Source organism: Bordetella sp. FB-8, from assembly GCF_000382185.1.
In the GTDB taxonomy this organism is placed as follows: domain Bacteria; phylum Pseudomonadota; class Gammaproteobacteria; order Burkholderiales; family Burkholderiaceae_B; genus Bordetella.
Map to the genome: position 1 here is coordinate 3,708,987 of NZ_KB907784.1, position 18,958 is coordinate 3,727,944.

Here is an 18,958-nt window from a genome sequence, read left to right on the forward strand (position 1 = left end):
CTACCGGCCGGCGTTCAGGCGGGACGCGCGGACGGCAGGCCGCGCCGCATCGCCTCCACCAGCACGACCGCGACCAGGCAGCCGCACGCTGCCACCAGGTAGATCGCGGCGTAGCCGTGGTTCGTGGAGATGTAGCCCGCCAGGGGTCCGGCCACCGCCAGCGCCACGTCGAAGAAAACCGAGAACACGCCGATGGCCGCGCCGCGGCTGCCGGGCGAGACGCGAGTCACGACCTCCACGCCCAGCGACGGGAACACCAGCGAGAAACCCATGCCGGTGAGCGCGGCGCCGGCCAGCGCCAACTCGGGATTGGGCGCCAGCCAGAGCAAGGCCAAGCCCAGCGCCTCGACCAGCAGCGAACCGGCCGCGACCTTGAAGCCGCCAAAGCGCGGTATCCAGTTGCCCGAGATCAGGCGCACCAGGATCAGCGCACAGCCGAACACGGTGAGCGCCGAGGCGGCACCCTCCCAATGATGGCTGGCGTAGTACAGGGTGACGAAGATCGTCAGCATGCCCATCCCCAGGGTGCCCAGGCACAGGCCGCCGCCGAAGGGCAGCACACGCGCCACGACGCTGCGGTAGGCCATGCGCGCGCCGTGCTGCATGGGCGGGGCCGGACGCGACCAGGAGATCGCCAGGCTGAGCAGCCCCAGCACCAGCACCGCGGCGCCGATGGCGCCGAAGCTCAAATCCCCTGCCACGAGCACGCCCAGGGGCGCGCCCAGCGCCAGGCCGCCGTAGGTGGCCACGCCGTTCCAGGAAATGACGCGGGCCGTATGCGCATTGCCCACCTGCAGCAGGCCCCAGGTGATGCCCGAGTTGGAAACCTGGCTTTCGCACAGGCCCAGCATGCAGCGCGACACCAGCAGCGCGCCCAGGCTGAATGCCGGGCTGCGCTCGAAGGCATAGGCCATCAGCAGCAGCACGCCGCTGGCCGCACCGACGACCTGACCGCGCATCACCGAGCGCTTGGGGCCGATGGTGTCGGACAGTTTGCCGGCCGGCGCGCGCGTGATCAGCGTGGCGATGGACTGCATGCTCACCGCCAGGCCGGTCATCACCGGTCCGTAGCCCAGCACGTCGTGCACATAGCCCGGCAGAACCGCCAGCTGCAGGCCGACCATCAAATAGCAGAAGAACGTGAAGAGAACGCAGGGAACGATCCGCAGCGTGACCTTGAGCACGCTCTGGGGCGATTCCGGATGCACATGGGTGCTCATGCCGCCGACTATCCTTGCCCGATCGCCGGGCTTACCATTGCGCCACTGCGGGCGAAGCCCAGCATTTTATCTCAAACCAAGGGTAATCCCTTATCTTATTCGATGAAGGTGGCACCGGATATGAAACGCACTCTGTTTGGCCTGGCCCTGGCCTGCGCGCCCCTGCTCGCCCACGCCAGCTGCGAAGATAATTTCGCGAGGTGGACGCAACAGTTGCAGCCGGGCCGTGCGCTCGACCAGGACCGCGCCGCGGTCTGCAAGGCCTGGCCGGCCAACGAGGCATTGACGATCGCAGCGCTGCCCTTGACGCGGCCGGGCAATACCGACATCCAGGGCACCGACGATCTCGAAGTGCTCGTCGCCGATACGGCCACCGGAGCGATCGTGGCGCATCGGTTCGAGAAATCGGCGCTGCAGTTCGACGCGGTGGCGATCAGGGACCTCGTCATCGACACCGCGCCCTATCAGCTCACGCCGCAACTGCGCGCCTTCGGCATCCGCGTGGACTACGACAATATGTCGCGCGCCAGCCCTTACGAGGCCAAGGCGCTGAGCCTGTATGTGATGGAAGGCGCCAGGCTGCGCAAGGTGCTCGGCGGCCTGACGGTGAAGGAGTCGGGCGGCGAATGGGACGAGAATTGCGCCGGCACGCGGCACGAAACGGAGCGCACCCTTGCCATGGGGGCCGCGGACAAGAGCGGCTATGCGGCGCTGAGAGTGACTTCCAAGACGGATACGACCGTAAGCGCCCTGACCGCCGGCAACTGCGTCGATCACACAAAGACAGCCAAGCCGTCGATCGCGACGCTGCCATATCGGGATGGGCGTTATGAGGTGCCCAAGGATATGCGGTACAGCGACTGATCGGGCCCAGGGTCCCGGCCCGAGCCTGCCCGATGTCGTCCAGAGCGATCAGTCCTCGTACTCAATTTCCGTGTCGCCGCAGTCCAGCACTAACGAATGAATGCGAACCTCGCACCACTCGCGAAACATCTTGAGCGTGCGATTGCGCGGCCATAACTCCGGATCGGTGTACCAGTCCTCAAGTACACGCTCGAAGAGCGTCTTCCAGTTGCGCTGAATCCAACGCACACCCGGATGATCCAGATCATCGCTATCGTCTGTCGGAATCAGGTACGCGGAGGGTTCTTTATGTGCGTCGGCCAGCGTGACGGGGGTGTCCGACCGCGTCGGATCTGCCGCGTTGATCCACTCGACAAACACCGCCGTCGGCAAAATGATGGCCACAACGCGATTGGAAACGAACAGAGGTTCAAGTGTCATACGATCGGATTGGTCTTGTCGCAGAAGTCCGAATGCTAATGCGAGATAGCCATCCCGGTATGCGCATCGTTTGCCTCTAGAGCGGCTGGCCAGGGTTGCCCACATCGTCACTGGCTGGCCGTTCCTATAACGTTGTGCGTAAGCAAGCCATAGGAACTCAGGCGTGGGCAACTTTTCGGAAAGTCTGATCGCGACCCGGAAGAAATATTCGCTGAGCGGATCTCCCATACCGAAAAGCTGACGACCAGAGCGATGCCACGCCGAAAGCCAAGGAGCCTGTCGAAATAAGCCGCCGTCGTTCGTCGTATAAGGTAACCACTTCAGGAGACTTCCATGCCCCGTTACATGATCCAAGTTCGCGCCACCGCCCTGAGCGAAGCAGGCGACTTTCCCGATGATCCGACGCTCGTGCCGCGCATGATGGCCTTCCACGACGAGATGGCCAAGGCCGGCGTGCTGCTCGATGGCGCCGGCCTGCAGCCCAGCAGTCAGGGATTTCGCGTGCAGTACGACGCCGCTGGCCAGGTGAACATCATGGACGGCCCCTTCGCCGAGACCAAGGAGCTGATCGCCGGCTATACGCTGATCGAGGTGCGATCCCGCGACGAAGCGCTGGCCTGGGCGCAGCGCTTCCCGGCGCCGTTTCCCGGCCAGTCATGTTGCATCGAGGTGCGCCCGCTGATGGGCGGCATCGATCTGCCGCCCGACGATGCCGAGCGCATCATCCGCGAACAACTGGCCGCCATCAAGCAGGGCGGATGACGCCTTCCATCGAGGCCGTCTGGCGCCTGGAAGCCAGGCGCCTTACCGGGGCCATGCTGCGTGCCGGCGCTGAACTGGCCCTGGCCGAAGACTGCGTCCAGGACGCGCTGGTGGCCGCGCTGCAGCGCTGGCCGGCCGAGGGCTGGCCCGAACGGCCCGGCGCCTGGTTGATGACCGCTGCGAAGCACCGGCTGCTGGACCGGATGCGCCACGAGCAGATGGCGGCGCGGGAACAGCAGGCGCTGGGCGCCGATGCCGATGCCCTGGCGACCCACCTGGCACCGGACCCGCTGGACATCTTGCTGGCCGGCGAGGCCGACGAGGTGGGCGACGACGCCTTGAAGCTGATGTTCATCGCCTGCCATCCCAAGCTGGCGCGCGAGGCGCAATGGGTGCTCACCTTGCGCCTGGTGGCCGGATTGACGGTGGCCGAAATCGCGCGCGCCCTGTTCGCCAAAGAGGCCACCATCGCGCAGCGCATCACGCGCGCCAAGGCGCAACTGGCTGGAGAGCCCTTCGAACTGCCGCCGGCATCCGCGCGCGCCGCGCGCCTGGAAACCGTCTGCACGGTGCTGTACCTGATGTTCAACGAAGGCTACGCCGCCACTAGCGGCGCCGAGTGGACGCGGCCGACCCTGTGCCTCGAAGCGCTGCGACTGGCGCGACACCTTGCCGCCCTGCTTCCGACATACCCAGACGCACAGGCCCTGCTGGCGTTGATGGAGTTGCAAGCCTCGCGCTTGCCGGCGCGCACGGATGGGCTGGGCCGTCCCGTGCTGTTGCTGGAGCAGGACCGGCGCCGCTGGGACCCCCTGCTGGTGCATCGCGGCCTGGAGGCCTTGGCTCGCTGCCGCCGCCTGAATGCGCTGCGACCACAGGGGCCGGGTCCCCTCGCCCTGCAGGCCGAGCTGGCGGCAGTGCATGCCCGCTCCAGCTCCGCTGAAGAGACCGACTGGCCTCAATTGCTGCGGCTCTACGACGCGCTGTTCGCGCTGCAACCCAGCCCGGTCGTTGCGCTCAACCGCGCCGTTGCGCTGAGCCACGTCAGCGGCCCGGCGCAGGCTCTCGCGCTGGTGGAGACGCTGCCCCTGAACGGCTATCCCTGGTGGGCCAGCGTGCGAGCCGACCTGCTGCAGCGCCTGGGTCGCGTCGAACAAGCACGTGCGGCCCTGCGTCAGGCGATAGCCTGGACCGGCAACGAGCGTGAGCGCGTGTTGCTAATGGAGCGTCTGGAGCGGAATTGACGTTCAAGGTAAGCGTCGCGGCTCTGATCGAACGAATCAAGACCCTTTCGGCACCTGCACTGTTAGTGCGTCGATGATCGAGGTGGGAATTGCATTCATCCGAGCGACGGCATCCACGAACACGGCTTCAGGCGCGGCCGTAGGCCGGCCTGGCGCCGCGCAGTCCATCGGCGTCTGAACGATGGAAAAGCCACCACAGGCATCGATCGCCTTCAAACCGGCAAATAAACCGGCATGTAATCCGGTAAGATAGCGCCGATCATGCCTTAAAATCCACTGATTTATATGGAAAAACCCCGTTGTCGATCCGGTATAAGATCCGGTACACTTTTGCCATGGATACGACAAGCATGGGACCGATGGTTCCCGATGAGGCATCCCGGCTTCTTGACGATGACATTCTGCCGCTCGTGGCAGAAGCGAATCAACTGGCGGGCCGAATTCATCCCATCTTGCGAGACTCGATCGGTGATCTCGTCCGTTCGATGAACTGCTATTACTCGAATTTGATCGAGGGTCACGACACGCATCCGCGCGACATCGACCGGGCGCTTGCCAACGACTTTTCGACCGAACCCAAGAAGCGTGACCTGCAGAAGGAAGCGGTCGCACATATCCATGTTCAGCGGTTGATCGATACGGGGCGCGATCCCGATGCTTGGCCGGCGTCCGCGGCTTATGCGTCGTGGCTGCATGAAGAGTTTTGCTCGCGGCTACCGCCGGAGATGCTCTTCGTTGCCGACGAGAAGACTGGGGAGCGGCTCGAGATCGTTCCCGGCGCATGGCGCAAGCGAGACGTGCAGGTCGGCCGGCACATTCCGCCGCCGCATGAAGACCTGCCTCGCTTCATGTCGCGTTTCGATGCGGCCTATGGATCGCCGCCGCTCAGCAGGTCCCGGCAAATTCAGACTGTCGGTGCCGTCCATCATCGCCTGCTTTGGATCCACCCCTTCCTCGACGGCAATGGCCGTGTCGCGCGGTTGATGTCACATGCCTTATTCAAGCGGCTCGGGGTCGGAACCAGCCTTTGGTCAGTGGCGCGGGGCTTGGCGCGCGATGAGGCACGCTACAAGGCGTTGCTCGCGCAGGCCGATAGGCCGCGCGAAGGTGGCCTCGACGGGCGTGGCAACTTGACTCAGCGCGGGCTGATCGAGTTCTGCAAATTCTTCCTCGATCGCTCAGTCGATCAGATCCGTTTCATGAGTGGACTGCTCGAACCCGCGACGCTGCTGACGCGCATCGAAATCCACATCGAAGAGGAGGTGCGGGCGAAGCGACTGCTCCGTGGCAGCTTTGCGGTACTGCGCGAAGCCGTGATGAGTGGTGAAGTCGAGCGCTCGAAGATTCCCGCGCTCACCGGATACGAGGAGCGCGGCGCGCGCAATGTCACGGCGGGGCTGGTCGAACGGGGGATGCTGACCGCAGCGACCCATCGCGCGCCCCTGCGCCTGGCTTTTCCTGTCGACGTGGCCGAGCGCTGGTTCCCCAATCTCTACCCTGCCAACGCGGGATCGCGGACATGACTGAGAAGATCGTCGAACTCATCCGGCGATTTTCGCCGATGTCGCCTCACTCGAAGGAGTGGGACTTTCTCATGCCCGGTCCGGGCCGGCCTCAGCGGTGGCATGAAATTGGAGACGAGTTCCGCGTCCTGATAATTGCCGATCCAGGGGCCGGCAAGACATTCGAATCCCAGACGCGTGCGCGTCGGATCAAGGAGCGTGGCCGTCACGCGCGTTGGCGCATATCGCAACCCCGGCGACCTAAAGCGGCTCTATGTTCTGATGCACCGCTACATCCGGACTGACGAGGATACCGATCGCATTGGGAAGGGTGTCTATTCGCCGATGCTTCGCGACAATGCGCAGGACGGTCGCAACACCTTGTTCAACATGCTGGTCGAGGTGCCCGGCTCTGAGGCCTATGCGGCCATAAAGGCACTCGAAGAGGAGCATCCCGTGTCCGATTATCGGCGATGGATGGCGGTGCGGGCGCGTGAGCGTGCAACGCGGGATGCCGACGAGCCGCTTTGGACGGTCGAGCAGGTCCGCGACTTTTCGGAAAAGGGCGACAACTGATGTATCGCTGACAGAACTGCGTGTAGCGCAAGGTCCGCTGGCCTGGGTTTGCTGCGACGCACTCTTCCCACAGCAACTGCAATGTCACGCCCTTGCGGCGCAGCTCCCGCCGGCGAGAAGATGTTCGCCGTCTACGCCGTGCAAACAGGATACATGAGAGTCGAAGGACATCCGGCGTATCTATCGGGGGACGTTCATCGCGGCAAACGGCTTTACCGGCGAAAGCGCCGCACAGCGCGCTACGGATGGGCATGCGGATCTGGTCGCCCTCGGTCGGATGTTCATTTCCAGTTGGTCGCTGGCGCGCGGCATTTCGGGAAATGGCTGCGATGGAGCCACTGCCGCATCTGGCACATAAAGCGGCCCCTCGGACGTCCGAAGCTACGTGCCACTGGGCGTCTGCTTCTGGCCAACAAGAGACCGTTATCGGACCAGCTTTCGACCATATTCCCAATTTCCTTGGGAAATGCAGGCCCTGTTGTCGTCGGGCCCCGTTGCCTGTCTCGCTATAGACATCGAGCAGATCTATTGAAGATCCGCTCAAGCCTTTCATCATCCCTGCGTCAGCACGTCTCGCTTGGCCTCTTTGTCGAAATAATCGCAGACGAAGTCGACAAACGCCCGCACCTTCGGGCTGACCAATCGCTGCGACCCATGCAGCACCCAGACTTCTGCCGCGGGCTCTGCCGAAAGCCCCCAGCTTACGAGGCGGCCTGACGCAAGCGCGTCGACGGCGATCGAGCGCGGGATCATTGCCGCCCCGGCTCCGGCGATCACGGCATCGCGAATGGACAGGGGTGAAGCCAGGCGCAATACCGCCTGCGGATGGAACTGCGCTTCCTGGCCGCTTGCCTCGTCGACGACATGCCATGGTTTGTCGTCGGACACCCCGGGGCGCATGACGGCGGGAAACCTGGCCGGCGGACCCGCCTGTGCAGCGGCGGCGGGGCGCGCAAGACCGGGCGGTGCGACGAGCACCTGGCGATTGCGAAGAAAGCATCGGCCTACCAGATCGCTGTCGGGCGGGTTCACGCGCACGACGACATCGAACGCCTGGGCGACCAGGTCGACGAACCGATCGTCCGACGACGCTTCGAGCAGAACCTCCGGATAGGCGTCGCGGAACGCGGCCGCGAGCGGGCCCAGACTGGTGTGGGCGAACAGCATGGGCACGCTGACCCGCAGCCGCCCGCTCGGACGGCCGAGACCGGCCTTGACGTCCTGCAGCGCTTCGGCGATCTCGCCGATTCTCGACCCGGTGCGCGCGTGCAGGACGGCGCCCTCTTCGGTGAGCCGCAAGGTGCGCGACCCGCGCTCGATCAGGCGTACGCCGAGGCTGTCTTCCAGTTCGCGTACGTGCCGAGACAGCGTGGCTTTGGGTTGGCCGCTCGCGCGGCTGGCGCGGCCGAAACCGCCGTGGACCGCAACGAGGTTGAAGTCGGCGAGAGCGAGAAGGTCCAAGAAGGTTCCATATTTGAGACGAACAATCTCAATATTTTAGTCTATGCACCGATTTCGAGACGTAATAATCTTCAATCACCGGGACAAACCGCCATGCCGCCTTCATGAGGCCGGCGATAACGCGATTCCGTCCAACCTCGAAAACCTGCCGACCATCAAGGAACCCATCATGACCTCAATCACCGAAACCAAGCGTGTGCTGTTCATCGGCCAATCGCCCGAGACAGTCGATTTTTCGGATCCGGCGCTCCCGCCCGGTTTCGACGCCGCGAAAATCCATGCCGGCATCGCGATCGGCATGCAGTTGATGGCCGATCGCGGCTGGGCGGCCGACCTATGTCTCGTGCAGCCGGACGCGTCCGCAGCCGATGCGGTAAAGCAGCGACTCGCCGACGTGAGCTATGACGCCGTCGTCATCGGAGGCGGCCTGCGCATCCCGCCCAAGAGCCTGCTGCTCTTCGAGCAACTGGTGAACGCGGTGCACCAGGGTGCCCCCTGCGCGGCCATCGCCTTCAATACGACGCCGCAAGATACGGCGGATGCGGCAGCGCGATGGATCGATGGGTTGCGGAACTAAATCGACCAGAGCGTCATAACGAACTCTGTGTCGCCAACCAATCAGGCTGCCGCCTCTGCGACCGGCAATAGCGGCCTGCTCCGCGTTCGAGCAGCTGAACCGCGCGCAGACGGGTGTCGCGCTGCGCAATAGGCTGAAAAGCGTGGTGGTCGGGGAGGCGACGGTGCACTCCCCTGACGAATGAGCAGCAGCCCCGACAGCGCCACCGCCAGCAGAGCTTAGGCGCGTTTACTCCACGCCCTGGCTGGTCAGGAAGTCTTCGTAGTTGCCGCGGTAGTCGTTGATGCTGCCGTCGGCCTTGATCTCGATGACCCGGCTGGCCAGGCCGCTGACGAATTCGCGGTCGTGCGAGACGAAGAACAGCGTGCCTTCGTATTTTTCCAGTGCGAACTGCAGCGACTCGATCGATTCCATGTCCAGATGGTTGGTGGGCTCGTCGAGCAGCATGACGTTGTGCCGGCCCAGCATCAGGCGGCCGAAGGTCATGCGGTTCTTCTCGCCACCCGACAGCACCTTGGGCGCCTTGGGCAGGTCGTCGCCGGAGAACAGCAGGCGGCCCAGCGCCGAACGCACGGACTGGTCGTCGTCGCCCGGCTGGCGATAGTCGTCCATCCAGTCGAACAGATTAATGTCGGTCTGCTGGAACTGGTCCGACACGTCCTGCGCCATATAGCCCAGGTCGGCGTTCTCCGACCACTTGACCGTGCCCTGGGTGGGTTCCAGGTCGCCGGCCAGCAGGCGCAGCAGCGTGGTCTTGCCCACGCCGTTGGCGCCGATGATGGCGACCTTCTCGCCCGCGTCGATCATGGCCGAATAGCCCTTGAACACGAACCCCGCCTCGTCCGTGTAGCGCTTGCCCAGGTTTTCGATGGTGACCGCCAGGCGGTGCATGACCTTGGTCTGCTCGAAGCGGATATAGGGATTCTGGCGCGACGAGGGCTTGACCTCGACCTGCTCGGCCTTGATGCGGTCGATCTGCTTTAAGCGCGAGGTGGCCTGGCGCGCCTTGGACTTGTTGGCCGAGAAGCGCCGCACGAAGTCCTGCAGGTCGCTGATGCGTTCCTTGGCCTTGGCGTTGCTGTTGCTCTGGCGTTCGCGCGCCTGGGCCGAGGCCAGCATGTAGTCGTCGTAGTTGCCGGGGTAGATGCGCAGCTCGCCGAAATCCAGGTCGGCCATGTGGGTGCAGACCTGATTGAGGAAGTGGCGGTCGTGGCTGATGATGATCATCGTGCTGCGGTAGCCATTGAGCACGCCTTCCAGCCAGCGGATGGTGTTGATGTCCAGGTTGTTGGTCGGTTCGTCCAGCAGCAGCACGTCGGGGTTGGAGAACAGCGCCTGCGCCAGCAAGATGCGCAGCTTCCAGCCGGGCGCGATTTCGCGCATGGGCAGGTTGTGCTGGTCGACCGCGATCTCCAGGCCCAGCAGCAGCTCGCCGGCGCGCGCCTCGGCAGTGTAGCCGTCGTACTCGGCGAACATGGCTTCGAGGTCGGCGGCGCGCATGTAGTCGTCTTCGCTGGCCTCGGGGTTGGCGTAGATGGCGTCGCGCTCGTTCATGGCGGCCCACATCTCGGTGTGGCCCATCATCACCACGTCCAGCACGCGCAGGTCTTCGAAGGCGAACTGGTCCTGGCGCAGCTTGCCCAGGCGCACGCCGGGATCGAGCGACACATTGCCGCTGGACGACTCCAGGTCGCCGCCGATGATCTTCATGAAGGTCGACTTGCCCGAGCCGTTGGCCCCGATCAGGCCGTAGCGGTTGCCCTCGCCGAACTTGACGCTGACGTTTTCAAATAGCGGCTTGGGGCCGAACTGGATGGTGAGATTGGCAGTGGAGATCACGGAGGGGCGTCGAAAAATGCTAGTAAAACCAAGCATTTTACGTTCTTTTCCAGAATCGGCCTTTACGCCTCGAAGTGGGCGGGGTACCCGCCGGTGCGTGGCTCCTTTCCGCGTTAACAGGCCCCAGGCAATGCCATATCCGCGTAGCGAACCTGCGTTATCCTGCCGTACCGCAAGGAGAACCCCCGTGCCTGACTCATTTGAAACCATTCAAGTCGTCTACAGCCCGCAAACCGCCACGATCTGGATGAACCGCCCGGACGTGCGCAACGCGCTCAGCCCCACGCTGATCAGCGAGCTGACCCAGGCTTTCCACGTCCTGGGCGAAGACCCGGGCATCCGCGCACTTGTCCTGGCCGGGCACGGCAAGGCTTTTTGCGCCGGCGCCGACCTCAATCGCATGAAGGAAAGCGCGCAGGCGCCCGAGGCCGAGAACCGCGCCGACGCCCAGGCGCTGGCCACCCTGCTCCACACCGTGCACACTTGTCCCAAGCCGGTGATCGCCCGCATTCACGGCCCCTGCATGGCCGGCGGCCTGGGGCTGATCTCGGCCTGCGACGTGGCGGTGGCCGCCCAGCAAGCCAAGTTCGCACTCACCGAAACCCGGCTGGGCCTGATTCCGGCCATGATCTCGCCCTATGTGCTGCGCGCCATGGGCGAACGGGCCGCGCGTCGATGGTTCCTGACCGGCGAAGTCATCACGGCTGCCGAAGCCTGGCGCATAGGTCTGGTGCACGAGCTGTGCGAGGCCGGCGAGATCGACCAGCGCGTGCGCCAGCTGCTCGAATCTTTCATGCTGGCCTCCCCGGCGGCGATGGCCGAATGCAAGCGCCTGATCCGCGATGTGGCAGGCCAGCCCATCGGAGCCCCGATCATCGAACAAACCATTTCCCGGCTGGCCGCGCAACGCGCCACGCCCGACGGCCGCGAAGGCCTGGCTTCGTTCCTGGAAAAGCGCAAGCCGGCCTGGGTGATCGAGCGGGACGACGATCCGGGCGCTTGATCGATCAGGCGCCCGGATCAGCCTCCTGCTGGCCGCCGAACCGCTGCACCCGGTCAGCCACGCCACGACGGTGCGCGTGCGCAACGGCCAGACTTCGCTCTTTGACGGCCCTTTTGCCGAAACCAAGGAGCAGCTCGCCGGCTTCTACCTGGTCGACGCCAAGGACCTGAACGAGGCCATCCAGATCGCGGCGGGAATACCGCCCGCGCGCTACGGCAGCATCGAGGTGCGGCCTGTGCGGGAGCTGGCGGTGCCGCGGCCCTAGGCCGCGCCGCTCAATGCTCGTGCTCGTCGAGCACCAGGTGGGCCATGCCTTTCTCGGTGGCGAGGCCCACCTTCTGGCCGATCGGCAGCGTAGCCTTGGTGCGCACGTGGCCATAGGGCAGCCCCGTGACGACCGGCACCTTGAGCGTCTTGCGCAGCCATTTGACGACCTCGGGCATGTCGTAGCCCGCATCGTGCGCCGCCAGGCGATAGTCGCTGAAATGGCCCAGTACGATGGCCTTCTGCTGCTCGAGCACGCCGGCCTGCCATAGCTGGGCCAGCATGCGCTCGACCCGGTAAGGGTGTTCGCCCACGTCTTCCAGGAAGAGGATGCCCTTCTTGACCCTGGGCAGATAGGGCGTGCCCAGGAGCGAGGCCACCATGGCCAGGTTGCCGCCCCACAGGATGCCGCGCGCGTCCACCGGGTCTGCGTCCCGGGTCTCGAAGCTGAGGATTTCCAGCTCGCCGCGCATCAGCTCGCCGAACAAGGCCAGGGTAAGTTCGTCGGGCTTGTCGGCGCCGAAGTCGGAGGCGGCGCAAGGCCCGGTATAGCTGACCGTGCCCGTGCGCGCCAGCAGCGCCAGATTGAAGGCGGTGAAGTCGCTCAGGCCCACGAAGCGCTTGCCGCTGTCGGCCATGGCCTTCCAGTCGATCAGGGGCAGCAGGCGCGACAGGCCGTAGCCGCCGCGCGTGGCCATGACGATGGGATGCTTTTGCCTGATGGCGCGTTGCAGGCCGGCCAGACGCTGCTTATCGGTGCCCGCGAAGCGCTGGTGCACGGCTTTCGCGGCGCGGTCGATGGCGGCCTTGAAGCCTTCGGCCGCGAGACGTTCGCAGGCCAGATCCAGCGCTTGGGGGTTGTGCACCGCCGACGACGGAGAGATCAGATAGGCGCCGCGGGTCATCGGGGCATGCGCGCGAGGATGGGCGCCGTGCCCGTCGTCGTGATGATGGGGGTCGTCGCGATGTTCGCACGCGTCGTCGCACAGATGTCCTGCCTCGCCATGTTTGGCCCGCGCGTTCTTGTTCTGCTTTTTTTGGTTCATGCTTTAGGTTTCCTTGCGTCGGCGCTCGCGGAAGAATCCGCGCAGAATGTCTGCGCTGGATTCGGCCATGACGCCGCCGCGTAAGGTGGTGTGATGATTGAGTTGATCGATCGCGCCCAGGTCCAGCACGCTGCCGCAGGCGCCGGTCTTGGGATCGGCGGCACCGAACACCACCCGCGCCAGCCGCGCGTGCAGCATGGCGCCCATGCACATGGCGCAGGGTTCCAGCGTGACGTATAGCGACAGGCCAGGCAGGCGGTAGTTATCCAGATGCGCGGCTGCGGCGCGCAGCGCGACGATCTCGGCGTGCGCGGTGGGGTCGCTGTCGGTGATGGTGCGGTTGTAGCCCGTGCCCAGCACGGTGCCGACCGCGTCGACCACGACGGCGCCCACGGGCACCTCGCCGGCTGCGGCGGCCAAGCCGGCCTGCTCCAAGGCCAGCGCCATCATGCGCTCATCCAGATCGACGGCCGGCACCGCAGCGGGCGGGCCCGCCTGGGCCGCCGCCATATCAGCCACGATAGGCCCGCGCGTTCAAGGTGATGCCGCTGGCCAGGCTGGTCACGGCCACTTCCAGCAGCTGGTACAGCTCGGCATTGTCGTCATAGCGCGCCTGGTTGAGGTTGGACACCCGCCCTTCCTCGATGAAGCCCCAGGCCCGGCTGCGCTGGTCTTTGTGCCGCGGGTCCCATACGCCGAAGGCGTAGCCGCCCTGGCCCCGGATAAGCGAGAAGCACGGGATATCGGTATAGCCGTCGCCCACGAACACCATCTGCCTGAGCGGCACGCGCAAGCGGTCGGCGGGCACTTTGCGGTTGACCTCGAAAGGCTTGCCGCGAAACTCGGCTCCGATGATGCCCTTCTGAATATGGAAGATGTAGCGCGTCTTGTCGGTGAAACTGACCAGACGCCGCGCAAAAGCAATGCCGCCGTCTTCGCCGTAGGCGAACTCGGAGGCCCAGATCTCGGTGAACTCGTGCGCGATAGGCGTGTTGCGCACCACGTCGCCGATGCCGCTGGAGATCAGGTAGAACTCCAGCTGCACCTTGGGGTGGGTGGCGCGCACCGCATCGCGCAGGCGTTGGAACAGCGTGGTGACGCCATCATGCAGAGGCAGACGCGCGCCCCAATCGCGCAGTTTCTCGCGCGTGATCGGGCCACCGTGCGCGCCGGCGCGCGACAGCTCGATCATGCGGTAGAGATAAGCGGGAACCGGATCCCAATCGTCATCCGACAGCAGCGGGCCGACCGATTCTTTCCAGAAAGCCGCGGTGTCCACGCCCAGGCTTTCCAGCAAGCCCGTGGTGCTATCGGGCGCCAGCGTATCGTCGAAATCGAAAACCAGAGCGATGACGTCGGACATGAAGGGACGCGGCGGATGACTACTTCTGGGCCGGCGCCGCCGGAACGGGGACGGGCGCGTAGTCGGTCTGGCTCGGCTGCGCGGGCACCTGGTATTGATACTCGCGCAGCACGCCGCCGCCGCCCACGCTGCCTTCGGTGCGCGTGGGATCCTGCATCATTTCCCTGCAGGTCGCCTGCTGGTCGGCAGGCAGGAGCTTGCAGCGATCGAGCGCGTTCTGGTTATAGTTCTGGCTGCCTTCGGTCAAGCCGCCCAGCAAAGCCTGCTGGCGCGCTGCGCCGGCTTCCTTCAGGCAGGTCGCCAAATCTTCGCTGGTATGGCCGGATTTGCAGAGCGCCACCTGGCGCTGGTACTGGGCTTCGATACCGGCCTTCTGGGCCGGGCTTACGCTTGCCGATTGGGCCGCCAAAGCCACACCCGAGGCCAAAGCAAACACGGACGCGCCCCCGAGGACCAGAGCCACACGCCGTGACAGGACGAGAGGATTGAGCATGACATACCTCCTTCTTGGAACGGACGCTCGCGAAAGCGGCGCCTCGAGTCAGATTGTGGCACGATTGCGTCGCGACACCCGTACGATACATTGCAGCATATTTCATCATATTTACTGATTTTTCAGCCCCCTTGCTGGCCGGCCAGCGCCCACCGATGCCCATAGACATGACCCTGCCCGCTTCTTTCCCGAACACGTCGGACCGCTCCGTCCTGCTTTCCTCGCTTGCACAAACGCCCTGGGACGTGGTGGTCATCGGCGGCGGGGCCACCGGCCTGGGCACGGCGGTGGACGCGGCCTCGCGCGGCTTTCGCACGCTGCTGGTGGAAGGGGCCGATTTCGCCAAGGGCACCTCCAGCCGCGCCACCAAGCTGGTGCACGGCGGCGTGCGCTACCTGGCCCAGGGCAACATCTCGCTGGTGCGCGAAGCCCTGCGCGAACGCGGCCTGCTCCATCGCAATGCGCCGCACCTGGCCTGGCCGCTGGGCTTCGTGGTGCCGGCCTATCGCCTCATCGACAAACCTTTCTATGGCATAGGCCTGAAGATCTACGACCTGCTGGCGGGTCGTCTCAATCTCAAGCCCAGCCGCTGGCTCTCGCGCGACCAGGCCCTGGCGCATGCCCCCACCCTGGCTCAGCAGCAAGGCGGCCGGGCGCTGCGCGGGGGCATCCTGTACTACGACGGCCAGTTCGACGACGCGCGGCTGGCCATCGCGCTGATGCGCACCCTGCAAGACCTGGGCGGCACCGCGGTCAACTATGTGCGCGCGCGCGGCCTGGTGCAGGCCGAAGGCCGTATCACCGGGGTTGAATTGGAAGACGCGGAAACCGGCGCCGAATTAGGCGCGGTGCGCGCGCATTGCGTGGTCAACGCGACGGGCGTCTGGGTCGACGCGGTGCGCCGCATGGACGAGCCCGACGCTCCGGGCATGGTGGCACCCAGCCAGGGCGTGCACCTGACGCTGCCGCGCGAGTTCCTGCCGGGCGAGGACGCCATACTCATACCCAAGACCGACGACGGGCGCGTACTGTTCGTGGTGCCCTGGAACGGCCACACCCTGGTCGGCACCACCGATGCGCCGCGCGCCGACCTGCCGCTCGAGCCCAGGGCCTCGGATGCCGACGTGGATTTCATCCTGGGCACGGCTGCGCGCTACCTGAGCCGCGCACCCACCCGCGCCGACGTCACCAGCGTCTGGGCCGGCCTGCGTCCCCTGGTCAAACATACGGGCGAGGCCGCCACCAAGACGCTGTCGCGCGAGCACACCATCCTCGTGTCGCGTTCCGGCCTGGTCACCGTGACGGGCGGCAAATGGACGACCTACCGCCGCATGGCCCAGGACGTGCTCGATACCGCGATCGAAAAGCACCTGTTGCCGGCCGCAGCCTGCCGTACCGAGTCGCTGCCGCTGCACGGCTCGCCGGGCGATCCGGCCAGGCTGGCGGCCAAGTCCGGCACGCCAGACAGCTATTACGGCACCGACCTGCCTGCCCTGCGCGCTCTGCCCGGCACCGAACATATGCTGGTCGCCGCCAGCGGCCTGACCGAGGCACACGTACGCCACGCCGCGCGCTTCGAGCTGGCGCGCACCATCGAGGACGTGCTGGCGCGCCGCAACCGCGCCCTGTTCCTCGATGTGCGCGCCGCGCTGGCCGCCGCGCCCGAGGTGGCGCGCATCCTGGCCGACGAACTCGGCCGCGACGAGGTCTGGAAGGCCGCCACCCTGAAGGATTTCGAATCCGTCGCCCGGCAATATCTGCCGGCCTGAAGCGGCCGCGCGCCGCGCCCTGGACGCCATCTCCCGACACCCATCCATGACCACCTACGACAAACTGCAAGAACTGCTGCGAGCCCATCAGATCGACTACAAGCTGGTGCAGCACGCGGCGGCCGGAAAGTCCGAGGAAGTGGCCGCCCTGCGCGGCACCGAGGTCAGCCAGGGCGCCAAGGCACTGGTGTGCCGGGTAAAGATCACCTCCAACACGCGCAAGCACGTGCTGGCCGTGTTTCCCGCCGATCGCCAGGCGGACCTGGACGCGGTGGCCGCGGCCGTGGGCGGCAAGAAGGCTTCGCTGGTGCCGCACGAGCTGGCACGCGAACTGACCGGCTGCGAGATCGGCGCCATTCCGCCCTTCACCTTCAATGCGCAGCTACAGTTGCTGGTGGACCCCACGCTGGGCACCCGGCACGAAGAGATCGCCTTCAACGCGGGCAGGCTGGATGCCTCCATCGTGATGCGCACCGCCGATTATTTCCGCGTGGCCGCGCCCGAACAGGCCACCCTCATCAAGGCTTGAAACCGCCGTCTCGCCGCGCCATGTGCCTTGCCGTCCTCGCCCTGCGCTCGATCCCCGGCGTGCCGGTGCTGGTCGCCGCCAATCGCGACGAGTTCCACGCCCGTCCCGCCGCGCCGGCGGCGCGCTGGGACGGCGAGCCGGCGATCCATGCCGGACGCGACCTGCAGGCCGGGGGCACGTGGATGGGCGCTACGGAAGATGGCCGCTTCGCCCTGGTGACCAATTACCGCGAACCGGGCCGGCAGCGGTCCGGGGCGCCTTCGCGCGGCGCCCTGGTCCAGGACTGGCTGCGCGGCCAGGGCACGATCGCCGACTACCTGGCCTGGCTGCACGCCGAAGGCTCACGCTACAACGGTTTCAACCTGATCGTGGGCGATGCCGGCCGTGCCTGGTACTACGGTAACCGGGGCGATGCGCCGCGTGAATTGCCGGATGGCGTCTATGGCCTGTCCAACCACCTGCTCGATACGCCCTGGCCCAAGCTGGTACGCGTGCGCCGGGCCTTCGAAGGCCTGATCGCGCAAGCCGGCCCCGCGCGGCCCTCGACCGAAGCGCTCTATGCCATGCTGCATGACCGCACGCCCACGCAAGACGCCCAGTTGCCGGACACCGGACTGCCGCTGGAGCGAGAACGGATGCTCGGCAGCCCCTTCATCGTCAGCCCCGATTACGGTACGCGCGCCTCGACCGTGCTGGCGCTGCGCGCCGCCGGCGATGGGGAACTGCACGAGCGCAGCTACGATCCGCAAGGCATGGCCCGGGGCGACAGCGACCTGTCCTGGGGCCGCCGAGCGGCTCAATCGGCCCAGCGCTCCTGAATCTGCGGCAGTTCCGGCGCCAGCGTTGCGAAGTGCGCGACCAGCGCCGGGTCGAAATGCCGGCCCGCTTGGGTCTGGATGTATTCCAGCGCCTGCATCATGGACCAGGCCTCCTTGTAGGGACGGCGCGAAGTCAGCGCGTCGAACACATCGGCAATAGCGACGATGCGCGCCTCCAAGGGAATCAGCTCGCCCTTCAAGCCGCGCGGATAACCGCTGCCGTCCCATTTTTCGTGATGGGCGAGCGCGATGGTGTGCGCCATGCGCAATATGCCCGAGGGATGCTCGCCGATAATCTCGGCCCCGATCTCGGGATGGCGGCGCATGACGGTCCATTCCTCGATGTCGAGCGGGCCGGGTTTGCGCAGCACGGCATCGGGAATGCCGATCTTGCCCACGTCGTGCATCGGCGCTGCGTTGAGCAGATCGTCCGCCCAGGCTGCGCTCAAGCCCGCGCGCAACGCCAGCCGCTGAGCATAGTGACTCATACGGATGACGTGCATGCCCGTTTCGTTGTCCTTGTATTCGGCCGCGCGGCCCAGGCGCTGCACGATCTGCAGGCGCGTCTCGCGCAGCTCGTTCATATGGACCAGCGAGAGGTGCGTGCGCACGCGGGCACAGACCACGGGAGGGCTGATAGGCTTGGTGATGTAGTCCACCGCGCCCAATCTCAAGCCGTAGGCCTCGTCATCGCTGTCGATCAGCGCGGTGATGAAAATGACGGGGATCTGCGCGGTGGCCGGGTCGGCCTTGAGCGCGGCGCACACGGCGTGGCCGTCCATCTGCGGCATCATCACGTCCAGCAGCACCAGATCGGGCAACTGCTCGCGCGCGATGGCCAGCGCCCGCGCGCCACTATTGGCGAAAAACAGGCGGTAACCGGCTTGCAGCGCGTAGCGCAGCACTTGCAGATTATTGGGTTCGTCGTCGACGACGAGCAGGCGGGGACGATGGTCAGGCGCTGCGGGCATGTAGGTATGGAATTTCTGAGGTCAGGCTTGGCGACTGCCCCTGTAGCCGTCAATTATCGGCCGAATCGCGGCAAACGCCAGCGGGCCAGGATCATGGCGCCGGGAACTGCGGCGCGGCTTGCGAAAGATGGCTGGGGCCGCCACCGCGGGCAAACCATGGGCTGGCGGTTAAAATAGCGGGTTGACTTACGCGCCGGCCGTGCGCAAACCGCGCAAAAATCGGGCCTGCGCCCTTTT

21 protein-coding genes are annotated in these 18,958 nt (G+C 65.7%); 11 read left to right on the forward strand and 10 right to left on the reverse strand.

Features of this window, described 5'->3' with window-relative positions:
• Positions 1 to 14: 14 nt before the first annotated feature.
• Positions 15 to 1,220: an MFS transporter gene (locus H143_RS0117675; protein WP_019939595.1), complete on the reverse strand. Its 1,206-nt coding sequence runs from the start codon at positions 1,218 to 1,220 to the stop codon at positions 15 to 17.
• Between the two features lie 120 nt (positions 1,221 to 1,340).
• On the opposite strand from H143_RS0117675, the gene H143_RS21045 reads away from it, so the two are divergent.
• The gene (locus tag H143_RS21045) at positions 1,341 to 2,084 is read left to right on the forward strand and encodes a hypothetical protein (protein WP_155803435.1); all 744 of its coding nucleotides are present in this window, start codon (positions 1,341 to 1,343) and stop codon (positions 2,082 to 2,084) included.
• Positions 2,085 to 2,132: 48 nt separating this feature from the next.
• Here H143_RS21045 and H143_RS0117685 read toward each other — a convergent pair whose 3' ends face one another.
• On the reverse strand, positions 2,133 to 2,504 hold the full coding sequence (locus H143_RS0117685; protein ID WP_019939597.1) for a hypothetical protein: 372 nt from the start codon (positions 2,502 to 2,504) through the stop codon (positions 2,133 to 2,135).
• Between the two features lie 333 nt (positions 2,505 to 2,837).
• Between H143_RS0117685 and H143_RS21050 the strand changes: the two genes are divergently transcribed.
• Together H143_RS21050 and H143_RS0117695 are read left to right on the forward strand one after the other, a co-directional pair.
• Positions 2,838 to 3,266, forward strand: a complete 429-nt coding sequence (locus tag H143_RS21050; RefSeq protein ID WP_019939598.1) for a YciI family protein — start codon at positions 2,838 to 2,840, stop codon at positions 3,264 to 3,266.
• Positions 3,263 to 4,510, forward strand: a complete 1,248-nt coding sequence (locus H143_RS0117695; RefSeq protein WP_019939599.1) for an RNA polymerase sigma factor — start codon at positions 3,263 to 3,265, stop codon at positions 4,508 to 4,510. The genes H143_RS21050 and H143_RS0117695 overlap by 4 nt, the downstream gene beginning before the upstream one ends.
• Before the next feature lie 36 nt (positions 4,511 to 4,546).
• On the opposite strand, the gene H143_RS23300 is transcribed toward H143_RS0117695, so the two are convergent.
• On the reverse strand, positions 4,547 to 4,888 hold the full coding sequence (locus tag H143_RS23300) for a chemotaxis protein CheB (protein ID WP_155803436.1): 342 nt from the start codon (positions 4,886 to 4,888) through the stop codon (positions 4,547 to 4,549).
• Between H143_RS23300 and H143_RS0117700 the strand changes: the two genes are divergently transcribed.
• Both H143_RS0117700 and H143_RS22705 read left to right on the forward strand, forming a co-directional pair.
• Complete coding sequence (locus tag H143_RS0117700; protein WP_026350199.1) at positions 4,846 to 6,033, forward strand: Fic family protein; 1,188 nt, start codon at positions 4,846 to 4,848, stop codon at positions 6,031 to 6,033. The two genes, H143_RS23300 and H143_RS0117700, sit on opposite strands and share 43 nt — an antisense overlap.
• 198 nt (positions 6,034 to 6,231) lie before the next feature.
• Positions 6,232 to 6,588 (forward strand): hypothetical protein, encoded by a 357-nt coding sequence (locus tag H143_RS22705; RefSeq protein ID WP_019939601.1) that lies wholly within the window; start codon positions 6,232 to 6,234, stop codon positions 6,586 to 6,588.
• Between the two features lie 552 nt (positions 6,589 to 7,140).
• Here the strand turns inward: H143_RS22705 and H143_RS0117710 are convergent.
• A complete protein-coding gene (locus tag H143_RS0117710) occupies positions 7,141 to 8,049 on the reverse strand; it encodes a LysR family transcriptional regulator (protein WP_019939602.1) in 909 nt (302 codons plus the stop codon).
• A 169-nt stretch (positions 8,050 to 8,218) separates the two neighbouring features.
• Between H143_RS0117710 and H143_RS0117715 the strand changes: the two genes are divergently transcribed.
• Positions 8,219 to 8,626, forward strand: coding sequence for a hypothetical protein (locus tag H143_RS0117715; protein ID WP_051094512.1), 408 nt, complete (start codon positions 8,219 to 8,221; stop codon positions 8,624 to 8,626).
• Positions 8,627 to 8,854: 228 nt separating this feature from the next.
• Here H143_RS0117715 and H143_RS0117720 read toward each other — a convergent pair whose 3' ends face one another.
• Complete coding sequence (locus H143_RS0117720; protein WP_026350201.1) at positions 8,855 to 10,465, reverse strand: ABC-F family ATPase; 1,611 nt, start codon at positions 10,463 to 10,465, stop codon at positions 8,855 to 8,857.
• A 247-nt stretch (positions 10,466 to 10,712) separates the two neighbouring features.
• On the opposite strand from H143_RS0117720, the gene H143_RS0117725 reads away from it, so the two are divergent.
• Together H143_RS0117725 and H143_RS21055 are read left to right on the forward strand one after the other, a co-directional pair.
• On the forward strand, positions 10,713 to 11,468 hold the full coding sequence (locus tag H143_RS0117725) for an enoyl-CoA hydratase/isomerase family protein (RefSeq protein ID WP_051094513.1): 756 nt from the start codon (positions 10,713 to 10,715) through the stop codon (positions 11,466 to 11,468).
• Between the two features lie 70 nt (positions 11,469 to 11,538).
• Positions 11,539 to 11,733 carry a YciI family protein gene (locus H143_RS21055; RefSeq protein WP_019939606.1) on the forward strand — a complete coding sequence of 65 codons (195 nt, stop codon included), beginning with the start codon at positions 11,539 to 11,541 and terminating at the stop codon, positions 11,731 to 11,733.
• A gap of 10 nt (positions 11,734 to 11,743) precedes the next feature.
• On the opposite strand, the gene H143_RS0117735 is transcribed toward H143_RS21055, so the two are convergent.
• From H143_RS0117735 to H143_RS21060, 4 genes are all read right to left on the reverse strand, one after another.
• On the reverse strand, positions 11,744 to 12,778 hold the full coding sequence (locus tag H143_RS0117735) for an LD-carboxypeptidase (RefSeq protein ID WP_019939607.1): 1,035 nt from the start codon (positions 12,776 to 12,778) through the stop codon (positions 11,744 to 11,746).
• A gap of 3 nt (positions 12,779 to 12,781) precedes the next feature.
• A complete protein-coding gene (tadA, locus tag H143_RS0117740) occupies positions 12,782 to 13,225 on the reverse strand; it encodes a tRNA adenosine(34) deaminase TadA (RefSeq protein ID WP_155803673.1) in 444 nt (147 codons plus the stop codon).
• A 64-nt stretch (positions 13,226 to 13,289) separates the two neighbouring features.
• Positions 13,290 to 14,141: an HAD family hydrolase gene (locus tag H143_RS0117745; protein ID WP_019939609.1), complete on the reverse strand. Its 852-nt coding sequence runs from the start codon at positions 14,139 to 14,141 to the stop codon at positions 13,290 to 13,292.
• 19 nt (positions 14,142 to 14,160) lie between these two features.
• A complete protein-coding gene (locus H143_RS21060) occupies positions 14,161 to 14,634 on the reverse strand; it encodes a hypothetical protein (RefSeq protein WP_019939610.1) in 474 nt (157 codons plus the stop codon).
• Positions 14,635 to 14,801: 167 nt separating this feature from the next.
• Between H143_RS21060 and H143_RS0117755 the strand changes: the two genes are divergently transcribed.
• Genes H143_RS0117755 through H143_RS0117765 form a run of 3 tightly spaced genes read left to right on the forward strand, consistent with a single transcriptional unit; the run spans position 14,802 to position 17,750 of the window.
• Positions 14,802 to 16,403 (forward strand): glycerol-3-phosphate dehydrogenase/oxidase, encoded by a 1,602-nt coding sequence (locus tag H143_RS0117755; RefSeq protein WP_026350204.1) that lies wholly within the window; start codon positions 14,802 to 14,804, stop codon positions 16,401 to 16,403.
• Positions 16,404 to 16,449: 46 nt separating this feature from the next.
• The gene (locus H143_RS21065; RefSeq protein ID WP_019939612.1) at positions 16,450 to 16,932 is read left to right on the forward strand and encodes a YbaK/prolyl-tRNA synthetase associated domain-containing protein; all 483 of its coding nucleotides are present in this window, start codon (positions 16,450 to 16,452) and stop codon (positions 16,930 to 16,932) included.
• Between the two features lie 20 nt (positions 16,933 to 16,952).
• The gene (locus H143_RS0117765; RefSeq protein ID WP_019939613.1) at positions 16,953 to 17,750 is read left to right on the forward strand and encodes an NRDE family protein; all 798 of its coding nucleotides are present in this window, start codon (positions 16,953 to 16,955) and stop codon (positions 17,748 to 17,750) included.
• On the opposite strand, the gene H143_RS0117770 is transcribed toward H143_RS0117765, so the two are convergent.
• A complete protein-coding gene (locus H143_RS0117770) occupies positions 17,729 to 18,721 on the reverse strand; it encodes a two-component system response regulator (protein ID WP_019939614.1) in 993 nt (330 codons plus the stop codon). The genes H143_RS0117765 and H143_RS0117770 overlap by 22 nt on opposite strands.
• Between the last annotated feature and the right edge of the window lie 237 nt (positions 18,722 to 18,958).